The organism is Psychrobacter sp. 4Dc (genome assembly GCF_002836715.1).
In the GTDB taxonomy this organism is placed as follows: Bacteria; Pseudomonadota; Gammaproteobacteria; order Pseudomonadales; family Moraxellaceae; genus Psychrobacter.
Genome location: NZ_PJAT01000039.1, coordinates 1 through 20289, shown reverse-complemented (window position 1 = coordinate 20289; position 20289 = coordinate 1). Strand labels below are relative to the sequence as shown.

The following is a 20289-nucleotide window of genomic DNA, read 5'->3' as shown; positions in this document are numbered from 1 at the left end:
GTCAAAAAAATCTAAAACGGATACAAGGCAGCCGACCACAGATTGTACAAATCGTACATCTAGGAAGGGAAACGCCGTAGCCGCTTAGTAGTTATTAATAGTTTTCTTACTATATTTACATTTAACGATATTCGGATACCAGTATGACCACAACCCATTCAGACATACCGTCAGTGCTACAGCGCATTGTCGCCACCAAAGTAGAAGAAGTAAAAGCCGCTCGCGAAGCATTGTCTCTAGAAGACTTGAAAGCACAGGTCGCAGCTGATGATAAACCGCGTCGAGGTTTTGCTGCGACGCTACGTGCTGCTGGCACTAAAGGAAATGGTATCGGTATCATTGCTGAGATTAAAAAAGCCTCACCGTCTAAAGGCATTATCAATCATAACTTTACCCCTGCTCTATTTGCGCAGCAGTATGAGCAAGCGGGCGCTAGTTGTCTGTCTGTATTGACCGATCGTGATTACTTTCAGGGCGATGACATCTATCTTATTCAAGCAGCTAATACCTCAAGCTTACCGATATTACGTAAAGACTTTATGATTGATGTCTATCAAATCTATCAATCTTACCTAATGGGCGCTGACTGCATCCTCCTCATTATGGCTTGCCTAGATGATGCGCAAGTACAAGAGCTACATGCACTTAGTATTGAGCTTGGTATGGACGTATTAATAGAAGTGCATACCCAATCTGAGCTTGAGCGTGCGCTACAGTTGCCACGCTCAGAGCACAATATCTACGGTATCAATAACCGTGATTTAAATACCTTCGATGTGGACCTGCAAACCACGCTTGATCTTAAGAATATTTTAAACGACGCACTCGCTACTGATAGCGCTGAACAAAAACCACTTATCGTGACCGAGAGTGGTATTCATAGCAGTGATGATATTCGCCTTATGCTAAGTAATGATATTCAGCACTTTTTAATCGGTGAGCAATTTATGAAAACTGATCATCCTGGACAAGCGTTACAATCCTTACTTGCGGGCGTCGCAGCAGACGGGTAAAGTAACTCAATAATTTATGCTTAAATATATACTAATAGCTTGAACAATGTCTGCGCTATATACATAGTTCAATCAACCATTCATCAATCAACGATACGTTAACTTTTATGTCAAACTCTCTGTTTTCAAAAGAAATGCAAGACCAGCTCAAAGAACTCAAAGGCCAGCTGAGCAAGGGGCGTGATACCAATTCACCTGAAGGTGAGAATCAAAAGCCAACTGAACCGGTATCGCTACCGACTCAAAAGCAAGTAAAAAAGACGGTTAAGCAGCTAAATAGTGAACATATCGATGACGATAAAGTTCTGTTTATGCAAGCCATGCACGGTGTCAATCAGCTAGAAGACAAAAATGTCCGCTCACCTGCCAGCGCAACTAAAGCAGGTAAGCCTGATGCAGCGACACTATCAAAACGTGCTGCAGCTCAAGGTAGTGAAGCCAGTGATCTAGGCGCAGGCTTGTCAGATATGCAAGCACTACTGAACCCTGTCGCTGCTGAAGCTTATTTGTCTTATAAGCAGCCAACACTGCAAAATAAAATCTTTGATCAGCTCAAAAAAGGCAAGCTGCGTTGGTATGATGCGGTAGATATCCATGGCTGTACGATAGAAGAAGCACGCGAGGCTATGACTCAACTATTGAGCCAAGCCAAGCAGAAAAACGAAACTATGGTAAAAATCGTCCATGGTAAAGGTAGCGAAGCGATTCTAAAAACCTGTATCAATGGCTGGTTACGTCAATTGCCAGAAGTACTAGCATTTTGCTCTGCGCCACCAAAAGATGGTGGTAACGGTGCTGTATTAGTACTACTTAAAAAACCTAAAGCAGATGGTGAATAGGTCTACTGTTAGTAATACGGTACTATATAAAAAGGACTGCTTATTTGCAGTCCTTTTTTTATCAATCATTCATGGTTTAGACATGGACTATAACGATGTTTCCTTCAATGAACGCTCTCTTTAATGTACATTCCATTTAATGTTAGCTTCTCATTCTGCATTAATATATTGACTTGAGCACCTTCTAATTAGCAAAGCGAAATCACTATGAGCATGCAGACTATTGAAAACACCAACGAACTAGAACAGCAGATTGCTGCGTTGATGGTACTTGAACCAAGGTTCGCTCCTATCTACAAGCAGGTCGGCACACCTAATCTTAGGCATAATACAGGTGGGTTTGAGCAGTTGATGAGAGCGATGGTAGGTCAGCAGTTATCAGTTGCTGCCGCTGCCAGTATTTGGAAACGGTTGGTTGATGCAGAATTGATCACACCGCAAGCGATACGTGAAGCGACAGACGATAGTTTGAAGACGCAAGGATTGTCCAAGCAGAAAACTCGTTATGTACGCTCTTTAGTGGATCATGATATAGACTTTGCAGCATTGGAAACCTTATCAGATTCAGAGGTCATAACAACCTTGACAGCTGTGACAGGGATTGGACGTTGGACAGCTGAAATGTATTTACTATTTTCGCTAAAACGTGCAGACATACTCGCTGTCGATGATTTGGCCATTAAAGTTGCAGCCATGGAGTTGTTAGGCTTAACAGAGCGCCCAACACCCAAGCAGCTTAAAGACCTAACTCAGCACTGGTCACCTCATCGCAGTGCTGCCAGTCTATTGCTTTGGTCGTACTACGGCTCATTACGTGATAAAACCGCAGTACCTTTATAACTAATAGAGCAAAAAACATAGCTAGTGTTATTCACTACCATTCGTGAGCAAAAAGTCTCTTTTAAGGCTGGTTCCATATAGAAAAGCCAGATTTGTTTTTAGTGTGCTTAAACTTACTTTTTCTTAGCATATGACTTTTATGCTTTAGTGCCTTAAGCGCACCACTTCTGCTGACGGTCGCCATAGAGAATTTGTGGTGACTTGCAACATCATTTTTAGCCTTGTCGCTATCTTTACGAATATCAACGCCATCGTCGTTGTAATCTTTCCTGTATACGCTTGTGTTTACTTCCTTGTTATCAGACACTTCATTATTAGCAGAGTTACTACTGTTATCTGATTCATTTCCTTCTGCTGATTCATCAGTACTACTTCCCACATGATGTTCAAGCTCCGTTTGATTAACAATCAACTGCTGAGTCGGCAATGCATGTTCTACTTTATATTTCGCGACTTTCTTTAATATATCGACAAACAAAGCGTTTTGTTTGTCATAGAACTCAATGATACCAATAGCATTCACATAAGCTTGCAACTGAATAACATAGCAATCTTGGCGCAGCTCCAAAATATTGACCTGATTCCATTCTTGATTGGTCAAATCATGCTCTTTTATAAATTCATCCAAGTCATTAACCATTTTGAATATTACGTCAAGATCAGCGGTACGCTTAATATATAAGTAGTGGAAAAAACGAAACATATCGCGAGAGGTAAAGTTTTCGATCTGCATCGATGAAAAGTCACCATTTGGTACCGTAACAATCGTCCGCGACAAGGTCCGTACACGCGATGAGCGAATACCAATGTCGATAACTGTGCCTTCGTAAGTACCAAACTTACAATAGTCACCGATACGCACAGGTGAATCTGCGACGACGACGACACTACCAACTAAGTTTTCAATTGTCTTTTGCGCACCAAGGGCCAACGCCAAACCACCCACACCCAGTGCGGCAATACCAGTGGTCAAATCAAAACCCAAATTGCCAAAAATAACAATCACTGCAAATATCAGTAATAGCGCTTTGACGACCTTACGCAGCAGTCCCAAAATTGAGACACGCTCAGTATAGTTTTTCTTGTAGCTTAGATTTACCGCTCGAGTAAATATCGCATCGATCACTCGTAATAGTAGCCAAGTCAGCGCCAACCAAGAGGCTATATCCGTAAAGCGATTGACTGGCTCACGTAGTGTCACCGATACGCCTGCATAAACCATCACTTCTGATAGTATCAATGCCATAATGACCACAGAGAGTGGCAATATTACTTTGTTAGGTAACGGCAATGGCGTACCACGCAAATACGGATAAACAATCCTTAATAAGTGGTATAGCAACCATACCGCGACATAAGTAAGTACAAAGCTAGTCACAATCATGGTGAGCGCGGCAACCAAATCAGCTAGCTGATAGCCGAAAAGCTTTTTACCATCTAAAGAATCAACCGTGTAGCGCGATACTAAGGTCGGCTCAGTATTTTCTATCACTTCTGGTACTGAGGTCAACGTATCGCTAGAGAACTGCCAATATTGCTCATTCTGTTTTGAGACCACCCTTTCGAGTAGTAACGGAACACTTCGCTCTCCGATATTAATCACACCGACATTTTCTTGGCTAGGTGGCAGCTGGTCAGTTAGATTACCCTCAGGTGAGTTACTAATCTGTAGATCCGGCTGAAAACGCCCACCTGCATCCAGTGCCTGTTTAAACTGTCGCACAACGGTCGTTGGGTTATCGGACTTTGATAAGTTGAGATAATTACTTGCCAGCAAATAATCATTTTCACCCAGCGCACTGATAAACCCTTGTACCGTATGACGCGGCGTATCTCGGCCAAACGAATCAGGCAATGGCGTACTTACTGTCTCTCCACTACTGTCATTACCCACTCCAAGCGCACCAGCCTCGACAGCATAAGCATTATTTGGCAAGGTAATACTCAACAGCATAGTCAGTAATAGCATCGCGACTATAAATGGTATTTTAGTAGTAGCAGAGAATAAATTAGGCGAAGGACTGGGAGTCAGATTATGCTTGATAGACAAAACAAACCTCTTAGTTTAAAAATGGCATGATAAATGACAGGTGGCGTCCATACTATAGTAACAATTATTTATAACAGCAGTGCTTTTGATTACGCAATTTTGTAGCTAACTGTATTGGTATTTGGTTTCTTACTCTATGTAGGCTTCTAATAGATAGTAGGTGTTTCTAAGGATAGGCTTCTATTATACAGTGGTATAAATTCCCATAGAATATCTAAGTAAAGTAATTTTTAATAAATCATTTAGCAAGCTAACATGAATACCATTCAGCCTATCCTGAATAAATATTAGGTTAAAGTAGTTTATAAAGCAGGTTAATTTGTAGATAATGAGCACAGTTTTGCTTATATACTGTTTTTTGTAACTTTTGACCCCTTTTACGTCATAATAGTTACTTCTCATTTCTGCATTTTTAACTTGATTACTTTGGAATCGACTATGTCTGTATCACGTGCATCTTCACGTACCTATCTTCGTTTAAGTATTTTGAGCGTTCTTAGCTTACTTGCAGTAAATACTGCAATGGCAGCCATTTCTGAAAACGCTTCCATCAACGATAGTAACCTACCACAAGTTGAGCTTGATGAAATTGTCGTGACAGCCACTCGCACACCTACTAAGACAAGTAATGTAATTGCGCAAACACGAGTAATCGATAAAGAAGAGTTACAACGTTATCAAGGTCAAACAGTCACTGATGTATTAAAAAATCAACCTGGTATCAACATTACGCAAAGTGGTGGCATGGGAACTAATAGCAACTTTTATATGCGTGGTTACGACAGTAAGCAAGTATTGGTGCTTATCGATGGTATTCGCTACAGCTCGGTATCTTTAGGTAGCCCATCGCTGAATTTATTGTCAGCAGATCAAATTGATCGCATTGAAATTTTCACTAAGGGCAATAGCGTAGAACAATCTAATGTTTCCACTACCGTTGGTTACGGTAGTAATAATCACTACCAAGTCGGCGTGACAGGTCAACTTAAAAATGACACTTCGTCACTGAGCTTAGGTGTCAGCCGTAATAAAACTGATGGTTTTAACGCTATTGCTAATCGTAATTCTTTTGATTATAACGCTGATGATGATGGTTTTGAATCTACCAATGTCAGTTTGGCACTGCAGCATAAGTTCACAAATGCATTAAGTGCAGGGATTAGCGGCTTATATTCAGACTCTACGACTGAGTTTGATTCAGCCGGAAAAGTCATTCCTTACGCTTACTCTGATCAAAAAAACGGTAGCGCTAACGCCTATTTGCAATATAAAACCCCATTAACTCTTACTAGACTGAGCTACGGTCAAAGTATTGATAAATCAACCTCTCATGATAACAACTCTATCAGTTACGATAATGGTAGCCAGTTTGATACCACTCAAGAGCAGGCACGCTTAGAGACTAGTATCAACGCGCAACCTGGTACCGTCATTGTGGGTGCAGAATGGCTATCACAAAAACTAGATGCCTCAAACGTCAAAGTATTTAATGCTGATTTTTCTGATTTTACTGCAACCGCTTATGACCCTGACGACAGAGATGTTAAGAGCGCTTTTGTAGGTTATCAATTAGCAGATACTTATTATGATTTACAAGCCAACTATCGTGTAGATGACAACTCACAATATGGTAATGAGAGCACGTACAACTTAGGAGCAGCCATACGCCCGCTAGCTGGTATGCGCATCGGTGCAAATTATGCCACGGGCTTTCGCGCACCAACCTTTAACGACCTATACTACCCAGGTGATAACAACCCAAACCTAAAGCCTGAAAGAAGTGAAAATACTGAAGTATTCATTGAATACGCTAATGATATGCAAACTTCACGATTGACAGGCTATCACACGGACGCAGAAGACCTTATTGCAAGCGGTACGAACATTAGTGAAGCAAAAATAAAAGGCTTGAGTTTGACCTCAGATTGGAATATGAATGACTTTATATTTGGTCTAGGATATGACTACTTAGATGCGAAGAATAAAACCAAAACTAATGCCAACTTTGATCAACAACTTCCTTACCGTCCTAAAAATAGTGGTTTAGTTTATATCGGATATCAGCAGCCTACGTTCGATATGCGCCTCGAGGCAAAATATAGCGATGATAGACTTACAACTGAAAACAATGAACTTGATAGATATACGCTGCTTAACTTAAGTGGAAGTGCCTATATCACACCTAATCTACGTGCTAACTTACGTGTAGATAATATTACTGATGAAGATTATACCCTTGCCAGCCAATTCGGTAATGAGTACGCCACAGAAGGTACAAGTTATTTCACCTCTCTCACCTATAACTGGTACTAATTTTGGCTGAGCAATATCAAAAAACATTAAAACAAAAAAGGTCATCTACAGGTGGCTTTTCTTATGGCTATAGATTCCTGTTTGAGGTTTTGTTTGTCTAAGGCGTCAGCTATTTATCTCAGTCAATAGGTGACAATTAACCACTCATCTATTACAATAACGACCTCCGAGAGGTGTTGCGCCATAATAGTGATTTACTGCATTAACATTCTATAGTTATGCAATCACAGGTTATGTTAGGCTCGGTTAACTGTCGAGAGTCCATGTTTTTGGTCACTCACAGCGCAAACAACGGCACCTGCGTTTTTATTCTTTTTATCATTCGTTAACCACTGATAGGAGCATATTATGGACGCAGTGTCTACTACACCATCTGCCCATACGATCGATCCCTCTTTCACTGACTATAAAGTCGCTGACATTAGCCTTGCTGATTACGGTCGCCGTGAAATCACGCTAGCCGAAGCTGAAATGCCTGCCCTAATGGGTTTGCGTCGTCGCTACGAAGCCGACCAACCGCTTAAAGGCGCGAAAATCGCTGGCTGTATCCACATGACCATCCAAACTGCGGTCCTTATCGAGACACTCGTCGCGCTAGGTGCTGAAGTACGCTGGACTTCATGTAACATCTTCTCAACCCAAGACCATGCTGCTGCTGCGATTGCTGCTGCTGGTATCTCTGTCTATGCTTGGAAAGGCGAAACAGAAGAAGAGTATGAATGGTGCCTACGTCAGCAAGTACATGTTGGCGGCGAAGCATCAGGCCAACTTTGGGATGCTAACTTAATCTTGGATGATGGCGGTGACTTAACTGCTTTGATTCATAATGATTACGCCCAAATGCTTGATAGTATTCATGGTATCTCTGAAGAGACTACTACAGGTGTCCATCGCTTGGTTGAAATGCTTGGTAAAGGTACACTTAAAGTACCAGCCATCAACGTCAACGATGCAGTTACCAAGTCTAAAAATGATAACAAATATGGCTGCCGTCATAGCTTAAACGATGCTATTAAACGCGCTACCGATATGTTCCTTGCTGGTCGCCGCGCTTTAGTTATCGGTTATGGCGATGTAGGTAAAGGCTCTACACAAAGCTTACGTCAAGAAGGCATGATCGTACGTGTTTCAGAAGTTGACCCTATCTGTGCGATGCAGGCATGTATGGACGGCTTTGAAGTATTATCACCATACATCGACGGTGACAACACGGGCGGCGCAGCCAGTATCAACAAGCGCTTGCTTGAAGACACTGACATGATCGTCACGACTACTGGTAATTACCATGTTTGTGATAGACATATGCTAGCAGCCCTTAAGCCTGGTGCTGTGGTATGTAACATCGGTCACTTTGACACCGAAATCGACACTCAGTTTATGCGTGATAACTGGCGCTGGGTTGAGATCAAGCCACAAGTTCATCAAATCTTCCGCTCAGACGATGAGAACGACTATTTGATCTTGCTTGCTGAAGGTCGCCTAGTAAACCTAGGTAACGCAACTGGTCACCCATCACGCGTTATGGATGGCTCATTTGCCAACCAAGTATTGGCTCAAATGTATCTGTTCGAAGAGAAGTTTGCTGACTTGCCAGCTGACCAACGTACTGACAACCTATACGTAAAAGTATTGCCTAAAAAGTTAGACGAAGAAGTGGCCGCTGCGATGGTTGCAGGCTTTAACGGTACGCTAACTAAGCTGACTCAAAAGCAAGCTGAGTATTTGGGTGTGCCAGTTGAAGGTCCATTCAAGCCTGATGCTTATAAATACTAAAAGGAGCCTGACTGTGAGTAAGCCTGCTTTCTCCTTTGAGTTCTTTCCTGCAAAGACCGAGCAAGGTCACGAAAAGCTTCTCAGCACTTATGATGAGCTTAATAAGTTGTCACCAGCTTATTTTTCGGTAACTTACGGTGCGGGCGGTTCAACCCGTAGCCGCACCTTAGATATCGTACAGGCACTAAGTACGCGTGGTACCACTGAAATCGCACCGCATATGTCTTGTATTGGCGATGACAAAAGTGAAATCGCTGAATTGCTCGAGTATTATAAGACTTTAGGTATTAGACGCTTAGTAGCGCTACGCGGCGACTTGCCATCAGGTCAGGTGGGCATGGGTGAACTACCATTTGCGGTAGATTTGGTAAAGTACATTCGTGAGCATTCAGGTGACCACTTCCATATTGAAGTGGCCTCCTACCCTGAAATGCACCCACAAGCGCGTAGCTTTGAGTTTGATATCGATAATCTGGTAAATAAATACCAAGCTGGTGCCAATGCGTCGATTACCCAGTTTTTCTACAACGCTGACAGCTATCTGTACTTGCGTGATAAGTTAGAGAAACGCGGTATTGATACAGTAGCTCAGCCTTTGGTCGCTGGTATCATGCCAATTACCAATTCAAGCAATCTCTTGCGTTTTGCTGATAGCTGTGGCGCTGATATTCCGCGCTATGTACGTAAACAGCTGACGGATTTTGGTGATGACCGTAAGGCTATTCGTGAGTTTGGCTTTGATGTGGTTTATCGCTTGTGTGAACGCTTGATTGCCGAGGGCGTACCTGCTATGCATTTTTATAGCATGAACAAAGTTGAGCCAAACAAACGCTTGGTAGAAGCATTGGGATTGACTGCTTAAATTTGTAAGCATTCTAAAATAGCCCTTAACCATTCCTGAATACATTATTAATGACTGGCGCTTCTAGGAGCGCCTGTTTTTTATTGTCAAAATTTTGACCAATAACCCTTTACCGTTTTATTCATACACTTTATCTTATTTGATTTTTAAAAATTTCTTCACTGTGTAATAATGCTGCTCTAAAAATAATTTTCTTTATTAAGAAAAATTCTCATAAAACAAATGTCATTAATTGTCTCAAGTGATATTCTATAGATCTAATAATAACTATACTCAATCAAATAATAGGAATAAGACCACGTGCGACGTTTTTTTTATGCCATTAACAACGACAACACTGATGCCTCACCACTACCTAAATTGGGTGAATTACCGCTAGGTAGCAATGTCGAATTACCAGATAGCGTTGTCCATCACTGGTGCCGTGTACTACGAGCCAATATTGGGGATCAAGGGATTTTGTTCGATGGATTTGGTGGCGAATATACAGTAGAGCTACAGGCAATCAGTAAAAAAAATACCACTGCTACTTTGCTTACACATATAGACGACGATCGTACGCCGCCTACTATCACTCAGATTGGTTTGGTAATGAGCCGCGGTGAGCGTATGGATTATGCTATCCAAAAAGCAACTGAGCTTGGAGTGACTGCCATTCAGTTGCTCAGCAGCCACCATGGCGAAGTCACATTAAAACCTGCTCAAGTTGAAAAGAAACTGGCGCACTGGCAACAAGTGGCCATCGCTGCTTGTGAACAATGCGGCCTTAATCGCCCACCTCTTATTCTTGCGCCACAATCAATCAACGAATGGCTAAGCAATACCAATTCTGATGCTAAGACTACTGAGGCTATGGCTACTGGCGTTACGAAGGCGCAAATGGCCGTCAGTTCTATCGTTTCTGTGCTTAGTCATGATTCTTACTATCAAGTATTAGCAAACGCTGCAGATCTATGTATGCAGATGAGTGTACCAGCAGCAGGACAACCTGCCATGCCTGACGCTCTATCTGATATTCTTAAACAACAGACCCCTTATATCAAACTGTTGATCGGGCCTGAAGGTGGTTTGAGTCACGATGAATGTCAGCAAGCGGAGAGTGTTGGATTTGAGCCTTGGCAAATTGGAACAAGAGTCTTGCGTACCGAAACTGCACCAGTGGTAGCGTTAGCTACTTTACACGCCTTAAGCACCTAGTAAAAACTGATAAGTATTAGTATGACTATCGTAGTTTTTATCTTTTATGCTTATAGTCAAAAATAAAGTCTGTTCTGTATCGTACACAGTAAAACGCGATGCCAACTCAATGTTAATAAATTGATAATGCAGTTCTTATTTTTATAAGCCCTTATCTTTTGTGAGCCACTATTATGAGCAATTTTGACACTATTCCAGTATCAATCAAGCAGCAGTTGATGAGTACGCTATGTGAACAGCTTGAAGACGCCATATTTGTATTAGATGATAATTTACGTTATTTATCTGTCAATCCTAGCTATGAGCTTTTGATTGGCTACAAAGAAGAGTTTTTAATCGGTCGTCCACTTGGTATATATGCTGCTGAATTTTTATCAGAAGCAGAGCAAGTAATTCTAGAAGATATCAAGAAAAACTTAAACGAACATGGTTTTTATGAACTTGATTTTTCGATGGCCAACCGTTATGGACAGAATATTGACTGTCATATTACTTATCGCAGAATTTATATAGATCAAATGGCTTATCATATTGGTATGCTGCGTGATATGTCTGCAGTTATTAAAGATCAAAAACAGGTCGCCCATTTACTCAACTATGATCAGCTCACAGGTCTCCCTAACCGCAAGGTATTTTTGAGTCAGACAAGTGACATGCTATTGGATAGTTACCAAGAGGTTGTCCTTGTACGCTTAAACATTGACCGTTATCGCAATCTTGCCAGCCTATTAGGGCCTGATGGTGCCAATGATTTAATAAAAAACTTTGCAGAAGGAGTCGAAAAGCTCAAACTGCATAATTTACGCTCCTTTTCTCACTTTGGGGGTGATGATTTTGCGCTATTATTTGAAGTTAAAGATGCCAATATGGTACGTCATCAGCTAGACACACTCATGCAAATGTGTGAGCGTCCCTTCTCTACTGACAAGAGCCATGCGACAGATGCAAATATCTATTACCATATTTCTGTGGGTGTGAGCTGTTTTCCAAAAGACGATAACGAAGTAACGGGTTTATTGACCAAAGCAGAAAAAGCATTGGACTATGTCAAGCAGCATGGAGGCGATGATATACGTTGGTACGATGAGGCCATTGAAAGCGCTACCGCTGGCAGTTTAGAGTTAGAATCTGAGCTTAGGACTGCTACCATTGAAGGTCAATTCGTTCCTTATTATCAGCCAAAGTTCTCATTAGAGACTGGTGCTATCACAGGTTTTGAAGCATTGGTACGTTGGCAACACCCTACTCGCGGATTGCTCAAGCCCGTTCATTTTATCAATGCCATTATCGCGCACAAGCTCTCCTTTGATTTGTTTTCGCAACTGGCCATTAAAATTGTCAAACAACTAGCCATTTGGCAACAGCAAGGGTTTCATCAACACGTCTGTATCAACGCTGATGCTGCTGAGTTCAGCCACCCTGACTTCTTTGATATGGTAAGCACACTACTGACCGAGAATGGCGTTGCTGCCCATCAGTTGCATATCGAAGTGACCGAGTCGTCTTTGATTCAGCGTCATGATAATGTAAAAAAACAGCTTAACTCGCTTAGAGAGCTTGGCGTACGTCTAGCGCTCGATGATTTCGGTACTGGTTATGCATCATTGAGCTACTTGCAAGAGTACCCATTTGATTTTATCAAGATCGATAAGAGCTTTATCTCCAATATTGAAACCGATCGTACCCAGCACGCGATTGTAAAAGCCATTTTAGACTTAGCAGTTGCTTTAGATATGCAAGTCGTTGCTGAAGGTATCGAAACTGAGCAGCAGCGCGATGTGTTGTTAGATATGGGTTGCAAAATTGGTCAGGGCTATTGGTTTAGCAAACCCGTGGCTGCTGATGTCGCCACTGAGATGCTGATTAAACAAAATGCTTCTGAGTAAACGCTAAGCTATTCGCTATAAGTTATTCACCATAAGCTACTATGTTCAAACTCCTAGTATGCGAGCATGTTTAATGTTTATCACGTTTATATCTGTGAAATAACTTATATGCTCGGTTCTACCAAATAGTGTTGTCATTTATACCGATGCGTTTGTCTTTATGGCGAACGCTATTTTTTTGGCTGTCGTTTTTTCATGTTAATACTAATCATATAAAGGACTATCTGTCTTAGTAACGTTAGAGTTTTCATATGCTTAATGCTGCTGTTTACTAGCGCCTAACGTCGATTGCATAACCGATGCAAGATAGGTTCATGACTTATCAGTCCTGTCACCAAACTTGTATAATCACCTATGAAAGCCTATCTTTTATAGTGAATTTGTTAGAGCACATTTAATCTCTCATTGACTCTGACAATCACCACTCTTTTCAACACTATTTTATGTAATCGATAGCATGGTTGACCTGCTTTACTGTTTATCCTTTATTTAGATTTTCAGATTGGCTAGGTAAGAATAACGCACTAGAGGATAGTGCGACCATATGCTCATTATTGGCTATGATCGGTTACATTCCAAAAAGGACAGGAAGTTATGCAATACAAAGCGCCCTTACGTGATATCCAATTCGTTATGCATGAACTACTCGATAGTGAAAGCCACTACAAAACTCTGCCTGCGTTCCAAGAAGCTGACCGCGAGCTAATGGACAGCCTATTTGAAATGGCTGCAAGCTTTGCTGAAAACGAACTGTCACCATTGAACCAAAGCGGTGATGCTGAAGGCTGTAAGTTTGATAATGGTAAGGTCACCACGCCAAAAGGCTTTAAAGAAGCTTATGACGCGTATTGTGAGCTTGGCTTCCCTGCTTTATCTGCTGAAGAAGATTTTGGCGGTCAAAACATGCCGTTCTCATTATCTACTGTCATCAATGAAATGGTTGGTACGGCTAACTGGTCATTCTCTATGTACCCTGGCCTATCACATGGTGCTATTCAAACCATCGAGCATCATGGTACTGACGAGCAAAAACAAACCTATTTAGAAAAAATGGTCACTGGCGAATGGTCAGGCACCATGTGTCTTACTGAAGCGCATGCGGGTTCTGACTTGGGTATTATCCGTACCAAAGCTGAGCCTAAAGAAGATGGTAGCTATAGCATCACGGGTCAAAAGATTTTCATCTCTGCAGGTGAGCATGACCTAACCGGTAACATTATCCACATTGTATTGGCTCGTCTACCAGGCGCACCTGCTGGCACCAAAGGTATCTCACTATTTATCGTTCCTAAAATGACGGTCAACGCAGATGGTAGCGTTGGCGAAAGCAACAATGTCGTTTGTGGCTCTATCGAACATAAAATGGGTATCAAAGCCTCTGCAACTTGTGTCATGAACTTCGATGGCGCAACGGGTTACTTGATTGGACCTGAAAACCGTGGCCTACAGTGTATGTTCACCTTTATGAACGTGGCACGTATCGGTACTGCTGTGCAAGGTTTGACTGCAGCAGAGTATGCGTTCCAAGGTTCATTGACTTATGCAAAAGACCGCTTAGCGATGCGTTCACTATCAGGTACGAAAGCACCAGAGAAAGCGGCTGACCCTATCATCGTACATCCAGCGGTTCGTAACATGCTATTGACTGAAAAAGCCTTTGCTGAAGGTGGTCGTGCGCTAGTGTATTATCTCTCACACTTTGCAGATACCGTCGCAAAAGGCGAAGGCAAAGAGTTGAAGTTTGCTGACCAAATGTTGTCACTACTGACACCAATTGCTAAAGCGTTCTTGACTGAAACAGGTCTGGAAGCTGCCAACCATGGTATTCAGGTTTATGGTGGTCATGGTTTCGTTAGTGAATGGGGTATGGAGCAGAACGTACGTGATACGCGCATTTCTTGCTTATACGAAGGTACCACAGAGATTCAAGCACTTGACTTGTTAGGCCGTAAAGTCCTAGGTTCACAAGGTAAGCTACTTGCGAACTTTGTAAACGTTATCCAAGAATTCTGTGAAGAAAACAAAGAAAATGACGAGATGGGTCAGTTCATTCGCCCACTTGCCAAGCATCTTAAAGAATGGGGCGATTTGACTGCACGCATCGGCATGCAAGCAACTGAAACGCCAGATGCTGTCGGCGGCGCTGCAGTAGACTATATGTATTTCAGCGGTTATGTCACCCTAGCTTACTTATGGGCGCGTATGGCACTGGTTGCTCAGACTGCTATCGCAAACGGTACTGGCGAAAAAACATTCTATGATGCTAAAGTTAAAACAGCTCAGTTCTACTTTGCTAAGCTATTGCCACGTACTACTACGCACGTACAACGTATCAGCACTGGTGTAGAGCCATACATGAGCATGGACGTTGATCAGTTTGCCTTTTAATTAAAGCGCTAAATTTCGCAATAGTATAATCTTGAGCGGCAATATACTTCGGTGTGTTGCCGCTTTATTTTGCGCGTGCTTATGATAACTATCAACATAGTTTTGACTATAGCAACTGTCTATAAGTACCGACCTGTCTATCTTCTCACATTGTAGCTATCAGTGAGGTGTCTATAAGCACTTCAATAGCTGCTGCTAACTTTTGGTGTACGCACAATTCACGAAGAAATACACTCGCTCACAAGCTTATTTGTTAAACTTTGATTATTAATCGCTAAGGTTATACCAAAAGAACAGTTGATAATCTTAACAACTTCAATTTTAATTATTTGAACCAAAGGAATGTTTATGGCTGTTTATAATGCCCCTCTTAATGACATGCGCTTTATCTTAAATGACGTATTCAAAGCGCCAGAGTTTTGGCAAAACAACGAAAACTTGGCTCATGTCGACATGGAAACTGTCGATATGATTTTAGAAGAAATGGGAAAACTGTCAAAAAACACTCTACTTCCTATTAACCGTAGCGGTGATGAAGAAGGCGCAACTTTTGAAGGTGATGGCGTCGTCACGACTCCGACAGGATTCAAAGAAGCCTATAAGCAATATGCTGAGTCAGGCTGGGTTGGTTTAAGCGGTAATGCTGAATACGGCGGTCAAGGCTTCCCTAAAATGGTTACCATGCTTACTGAAGAGATGGTTTTCACTGCCAACCAATCATTTGCCCTATATCCAAACCTAACAGTTGGTGCGACGCTTTGTTTAAATGCGGCTGGCTCTGAAGAGCAAAAGCAAACTTATCTAGAAAAAATGTACAACGGCGAATGGGCGGGCACTATGTGCTTGACAGAGCCGCATGCTGGTACTGATTTGGGTATTATCAAAACCAAAGCCGTGCCTAATGATGATGGTAGCTATGATATCTCTGGTACCAAAATCTTTATCACTGGTGGTGAGCATGACCTTACTGACAACATCATTCATTTGGTATTGGCAAAAACACCTAATGCACCAGAAGGCTCAAAAGGCATTTCACTATTTGTCGTACCGAAATTCTTGGTCAATGCAGATGGTAGTTTAGGCGAGCGCAATACGTTAGCGGTAGGCTCTATCGAACACAAAATGGGTATCAAAGCCTCTGCGACTTGTGTCATGAACTTTGATAATGCTAAAGGCTGGATGGTTGGCGCGGAAAACACTGGTCTATCATCAATGTTCATCATGATGAACTACGAGCGTGTCACTATGGGCTTGCAAGGCCTTGGTGGCTCTGAGCTTGCTTATCAAAATGCGGCTCTATATGCCAATGACCGCGGTCAAGGCCGTAGCGATACCCAGCTACAAAGTCCAGAAAAACCTGCTGACGCTATTATCCATCATGCTGACGTCCGTCGTATGCTATTGAACGCCAAAGTAAACACTGAAGCGTCGCGCTGTTTTGCGATGTACGTTGCCAAAAACCTTGATGAAGAGAAGTTTAGTACCGATCCTGAGTCAGCCAAAGCGGCTGCAGCTCGTGTTGCCCTACTGACACCAGTTGCTAAAGCGTTCCTGACTGATAAAGCACTGGAAGCCACTGTTGATTGTCAGCAAGTATTTGGTGGTCATGGCTATATCCGCGAATGGGGTATGGAGCAGATCGTTCGTGATACCCGTATTGCGCAGATTTATGAAGGCACCAACGGTATTCAAGCGCTTGACTTGTTAGGTCGTAAAGTTGCTCGTAACAACGGCAAGTACGTCACTCACTTCTTGGGCGAGATTCGTGACTTTGTTAACAACATGCAAGCAGACCACGCTATCAAACAAGCTACGTTAAATGCAGCAGATACCATTGAAGAGCTAACCACCACTGTGCTTAACAACATCGGTGAACGCAAAAACGAAATCAATGGCTGTGCTGTTGACTACATGCATGCGTTTGGCTACCTTGCTTACTCATACATGTTTGCGTTGATGGTAGAAGCCGCTAATGGCAAAGAAGGCGAATTTTATACCAATAAAGCCAAGCTTGCAGATTACTTTGTCGGTCGTGTCTTACCGCGTATCGATGCGCATGCACAAATGGTCAAAGCTGGTAGCGACCCAATGATGAACTTTGATCTTGCTTATTTCGACGTTCCTGCAAGCTAAGCTCATGGCAAAGCTAACCTAAAATATCTTGATTAAAAGGACAGTCGTGTTACTGTCCTTTTTTTTGTCAAAATAACTGCTAACAAAATAATTCAATATCAATAGGCAGTTCCGATTAAAATAACGCAAGACAAGATGTCGCTCGACTACAATTGAATGATTGGCAAACATTACTCAACCACTTATACCGACTTAAATAATAAAAACGATTGAAACAACCATGATAAAGGGTGCGACGTGTCAGAATTAAAACGCATTTTACAACAGATTACCGCCTTGAGCGACGTGCCAGACCCTGCGGTACTCAAACGCTTGATTGATGAGCTACGAGTCAGTGATAAAGAACCTGCATTGGCCAACGAAAAAATTCAATCCCTTATTGATATCATACATCAGCATCCAGAATATGGTGATGGTCTGTCTAGTTTTGTACTAAAACTGATTATCCAATATCGACAAATCGCGCTGTATACCGACACTGGTATCATGTCCGATCAAGGGTTCTTCAACAGTTTACGCCGTTTGATTGGCCATCGGTTTTTACCATTATTACCACAAGATGACTCTGTCGTTGAACTGGTGGGCTACTTATTTAATAAACGCTCTGATGAACGCTGGCTTGCCAATATTGAAAAGGAAAAATGGGACAAACTGGTTGAGCTGGTGCGCGTAGAAGAGAAACATTTAAATCTAGTCGCTACCGCAAAAAACAGTATTTTAAACGCTATTATTATTTTGTCTTATCGCATCAGCGGTATCGGCTTGCATCCTGATTTGATGGAGTCCTATCCACAAATACTGAACTACTCAGCATCTTTTGTTGCACAAAATCAAGAAGCCGTACTCTTCGTCAATCAATATCGTCAAGCACATGAGCTTGATACCTTGACAGATATCACGCCCGAGCAAGCAGTCGACCCTGCACCCCTATTGGTTATGCTTGAACAGTGCGAAGATATCGTCGCTACCGTACGCAAGCGGATTTATAAAACTGGTATCTCTATCCGTTTGACTAATATGATGCTGCGTTTAGATCAAAGTTTGCAGCGTATGCGGATTTTGACTGAGTTGGTCACAGATGATAATCAAAAGCGAGATCGTGCTGTTATCGAACTGATACAGGCGCTCATCACTACGGCCAATCAGCGCTATAGTATTGGTTATTTGATTGATAACAATACCAAACTGCTCTCTCGCAAAGTCACAGAAAATGCCAGTCGCGTCGGTGAGCATTATATTAGTACCGACAAAGCTGGCTATCAAAAGATGCTCAAAAAAGCCTCTATTGGTGGCTTTATCATTGCATTTATGGCAACCATAAAAATACTAGCGTATCACTTAGCGCTCGCACCCATGGGTCGCGCGTTCATCAACAGTATGATTTATGGTTTGGGCTTCGTATTTATTCATGTTATCCGTGGCACAGTAGCGACCAAGCAGCCAGCCATGACCGCTGCTGCAATCGCTTCTACCATATCTGAAGGCTCTGGTAAAAAATCACATCAATTGACCAAGCTATCAGAATTGGTCGTCGATATCTTGCGTACCCAGTTTGTCGCTATTATGGGTAACGTTATGCTAGCCGTACCCGTCGCTTTGATTATCTCTTTTGCTTGGTTGCAATATACTGGTGCGCCAATGATCGATACCGAAAAAGCAGGACACTTGCTACATGATCTCGACCCGTTCCACTCATTAGCACTGCCCCATGCTGCTATTGCGGGGGTTTACCTGTTCTTATCTGGTTTGATTGCCGGCTACTACGATAACTTGGCAGTTTATAACAACGTAGGCGCGCGTATACAACGTCACAAATTATTAAAATACATATTGCCTAGTTCATGGCTTCAGCGTTTAGGCGGCTTTATAGAGGCCAACTTGGGCGCTATCATGGGTAACTTCTTATTCGGGGTGTTCTTAGGTAGTACCGCGACTATCGGCTATATCTTCGGCTTACCAATTGATATTCGTCACATTGCCTTTGCTTCAGCAAACTTGGCACACGGACTATTCAATATATCTGCTGATGACATCAGCTGGAGCCTCATCCTAATTTCTATACTTGGCGTGGCACTTATTGGTCTGGTCAACTTGATCGTTAGCTTTTCGTTGGCACTGTTTGTCGCCCTACGTTCTAAAGAAGTTCGCTTTTTTGAATGGAGTCGCCTCACAAAACTGGTATTTGGCCATATTATTAGTCATCCATCTGATTTTTTCTGGCCACGTGATAAGCCTATGAAATATGCGCGTATCGATAGTCAGGGTCACATGATATTTGATGATACCTCCGCACAAAAAAATGGCAAATCCATACCGAGTAATTATGTGGTAAGGCGTTTGTCTGATGTCAGAATCCTGCCTGAATCTAAACATGCTGATGCTCAACATTCCCAGACAAACACCGACATCAACTATGAAAAGCAGCCAACAGATGAGCATACGCAGCCGTATAGCTCTCCTGAAAAGGTAATGGATTTGGACGATGGTTTAGTCGATGACGAGCTAAACAGCGTTCCTTATACCGATGACATCCAATACGATAAGGTCACCAAAACGATAAGTGCGGTTGATAGCGACGTTGTTAGTGATGATCCACACCATACTGACTCTGATGACAAGCAGACTGGTGACGCAAAAACACCTTTACCAAAACCTAAAAAACCACCAAAGCTACCTAGTTAAATAGGTAGTTGCGGTGGGTTTTTGCTCGATCGACTGTTGTTACTAAAATTATTTGTCATAACGTCTGTTATCAGAGTATGTTCGATGCGCTATAAAGGTAGCGAAGCATTGGCTATATAATTAGCATTCTTTTTTCTATCATCCTAAATTGTACGAAATTAATTGACCACAGACTTTGATCATAGGAAAGAAAATGTCGTTCTTTTATCCTAAAGATGTAGATTTTATGGAGATGTTTGGATGCGAGAGTCATATAGATAATGATGGTTTGCTAGAATCCACATTCATTGATACACAAAATAAAAAAATGGTT

12 protein-coding genes are annotated in these 20289 nt (G+C 42.1%); 11 read left to right on the top strand and 1 reads right to left on the bottom strand.

Features of this window, described 5'->3' with window-relative positions:
• Window positions 1-143 precede the first annotated feature (143 nt).
• The 3 genes from trpC (at window position 144) to CXF61_RS01860 (ending at window position 2692) form a co-directional block, all read left to right on the top strand.
• Entirely contained in the window at window positions 144-1013 is an 870-nt protein-coding gene (trpC, locus tag CXF61_RS01870) for an indole-3-glycerol phosphate synthase TrpC (protein WP_165596961.1), read from the top strand.
• Window positions 1014-1120: 107 nt separating this feature from the next.
• Window positions 1121-1852 carry a Smr/MutS family protein gene (locus CXF61_RS01865; protein ID WP_165596960.1) on the top strand — a complete coding sequence of 244 codons (732 nt, stop codon included), beginning with the start codon at window positions 1121-1123 and terminating at the stop codon, window positions 1850-1852.
• Window positions 1853-2059: 207 nt separating this feature from the next.
• Window positions 2060-2692 carry a DNA-3-methyladenine glycosylase family protein gene (locus tag CXF61_RS01860; protein ID WP_165596959.1) on the top strand — a complete coding sequence of 211 codons (633 nt, stop codon included), beginning with the start codon at window positions 2060-2062 and terminating at the stop codon, window positions 2690-2692.
• A gap of 61 nt (window positions 2693-2753) precedes the next feature.
• Here the strand turns inward: CXF61_RS01860 and CXF61_RS01855 are convergent, their stop codons facing one another.
• A complete protein-coding gene (locus CXF61_RS01855) occupies window positions 2754-4661 on the bottom strand; it encodes a mechanosensitive ion channel family protein (protein WP_193834163.1) in 1908 nt (635 codons plus the stop codon).
• 519 nt (window positions 4662-5180) lie between these two features.
• On the opposite strand from CXF61_RS01855, the gene CXF61_RS01850 reads away from it, so the two are divergent.
• The 8 genes from CXF61_RS01850 (at window position 5181) to CXF61_RS01815 (ending at window position 19976) form a co-directional block, all read left to right on the top strand.
• The gene (locus CXF61_RS01850; RefSeq protein WP_165596957.1) at window positions 5181-7055 is read left to right on the top strand and encodes a TonB-dependent receptor domain-containing protein; all 1875 of its coding nucleotides are present in this window, start codon (window positions 5181-5183) and stop codon (window positions 7053-7055) included.
• A gap of 348 nt (window positions 7056-7403) precedes the next feature.
• Window positions 7404-8828, top strand: a complete 1425-nt coding sequence (gene ahcY / locus CXF61_RS01845; protein ID WP_165596956.1) for an adenosylhomocysteinase — start codon at window positions 7404-7406, stop codon at window positions 8826-8828.
• Window positions 8812-9690: a methylenetetrahydrofolate reductase [NAD(P)H] gene (gene metF / locus CXF61_RS01840; protein WP_227526567.1), complete on the top strand. Its 879-nt coding sequence runs from the start codon at window positions 8812-8814 to the stop codon at window positions 9688-9690. Before ahcY ends, metF begins: the two co-directional genes overlap by 17 nt.
• A 300-nt stretch (window positions 9691-9990) precedes the next feature.
• Window positions 9991-10887 (top strand): 16S rRNA (uracil(1498)-N(3))-methyltransferase, encoded by an 897-nt coding sequence (locus CXF61_RS01835; protein WP_165596955.1) that lies wholly within the window; start codon window positions 9991-9993, stop codon window positions 10885-10887.
• Window positions 10888-11060: 173 nt separating this feature from the next.
• Window positions 11061-12773 (top strand): putative bifunctional diguanylate cyclase/phosphodiesterase, encoded by a 1713-nt coding sequence (locus tag CXF61_RS01830; protein ID WP_165596954.1) that lies wholly within the window; start codon window positions 11061-11063, stop codon window positions 12771-12773.
• A 594-nt stretch (window positions 12774-13367) separates the two neighbouring features.
• On the top strand, window positions 13368-15161 hold the full coding sequence (locus tag CXF61_RS01825; protein ID WP_165596953.1) for an acyl-CoA dehydrogenase C-terminal domain-containing protein: 1794 nt from the start codon (window positions 13368-13370) through the stop codon (window positions 15159-15161).
• 348 nt (window positions 15162-15509) lie between these two features.
• Window positions 15510-17294: an acyl-CoA dehydrogenase C-terminal domain-containing protein gene (locus CXF61_RS01820; protein ID WP_165596952.1), complete on the top strand. Its 1785-nt coding sequence runs from the start codon at window positions 15510-15512 to the stop codon at window positions 17292-17294.
• 237 nt (window positions 17295-17531) lie between these two features.
• A complete protein-coding gene (locus tag CXF61_RS01815; RefSeq protein WP_165596951.1) occupies window positions 17532-19976 on the top strand; it encodes a site-specific recombinase in 2445 nt (814 codons plus the stop codon).
• Window positions 19977-20289 lie beyond the last annotated feature (313 nt).

Coding starts and splice junctions, on each gene's coding strand:
- trpC (WP_165596961.1), top strand. CDS start 144: ATGACCACAACCCATTCAGACATACCGTCAGTGCTACAGCGCATTGTC.
- CXF61_RS01865 (WP_165596960.1), top strand. CDS start 1,121: ATGTCAAACTCTCTGTTTTCAAAAGAAATGCAAGACCAGCTCAAAGAA.
- CXF61_RS01860 (WP_165596959.1), top strand. CDS start 2,060: ATGAGCATGCAGACTATTGAAAACACCAACGAACTAGAACAGCAGATT.
- CXF61_RS01855 (WP_193834163.1), bottom strand. CDS start 4,661: ATGCTATTACTGACTATGCTGTTGAGTATTACCTTGCCAAATAATGCT.
- CXF61_RS01850 (WP_165596957.1), top strand. CDS start 5,181: ATGTCTGTATCACGTGCATCTTCACGTACCTATCTTCGTTTAAGTATT.
- ahcY (WP_165596956.1), top strand. CDS start 7,404: ATGGACGCAGTGTCTACTACACCATCTGCCCATACGATCGATCCCTCT.
- metF (WP_227526567.1), top strand. CDS start 8,812: ATGCTTATAAATACTAAAAGGAGCCTGACTGTGAGTAAGCCTGCTTTC.
- CXF61_RS01830 (WP_165596954.1), top strand. CDS start 11,061: ATGAGCAATTTTGACACTATTCCAGTATCAATCAAGCAGCAGTTGATG.
- CXF61_RS01825 (WP_165596953.1), top strand. CDS start 13,368: ATGCAATACAAAGCGCCCTTACGTGATATCCAATTCGTTATGCATGAA.
- CXF61_RS01820 (WP_165596952.1), top strand. CDS start 15,510: ATGGCTGTTTATAATGCCCCTCTTAATGACATGCGCTTTATCTTAAAT.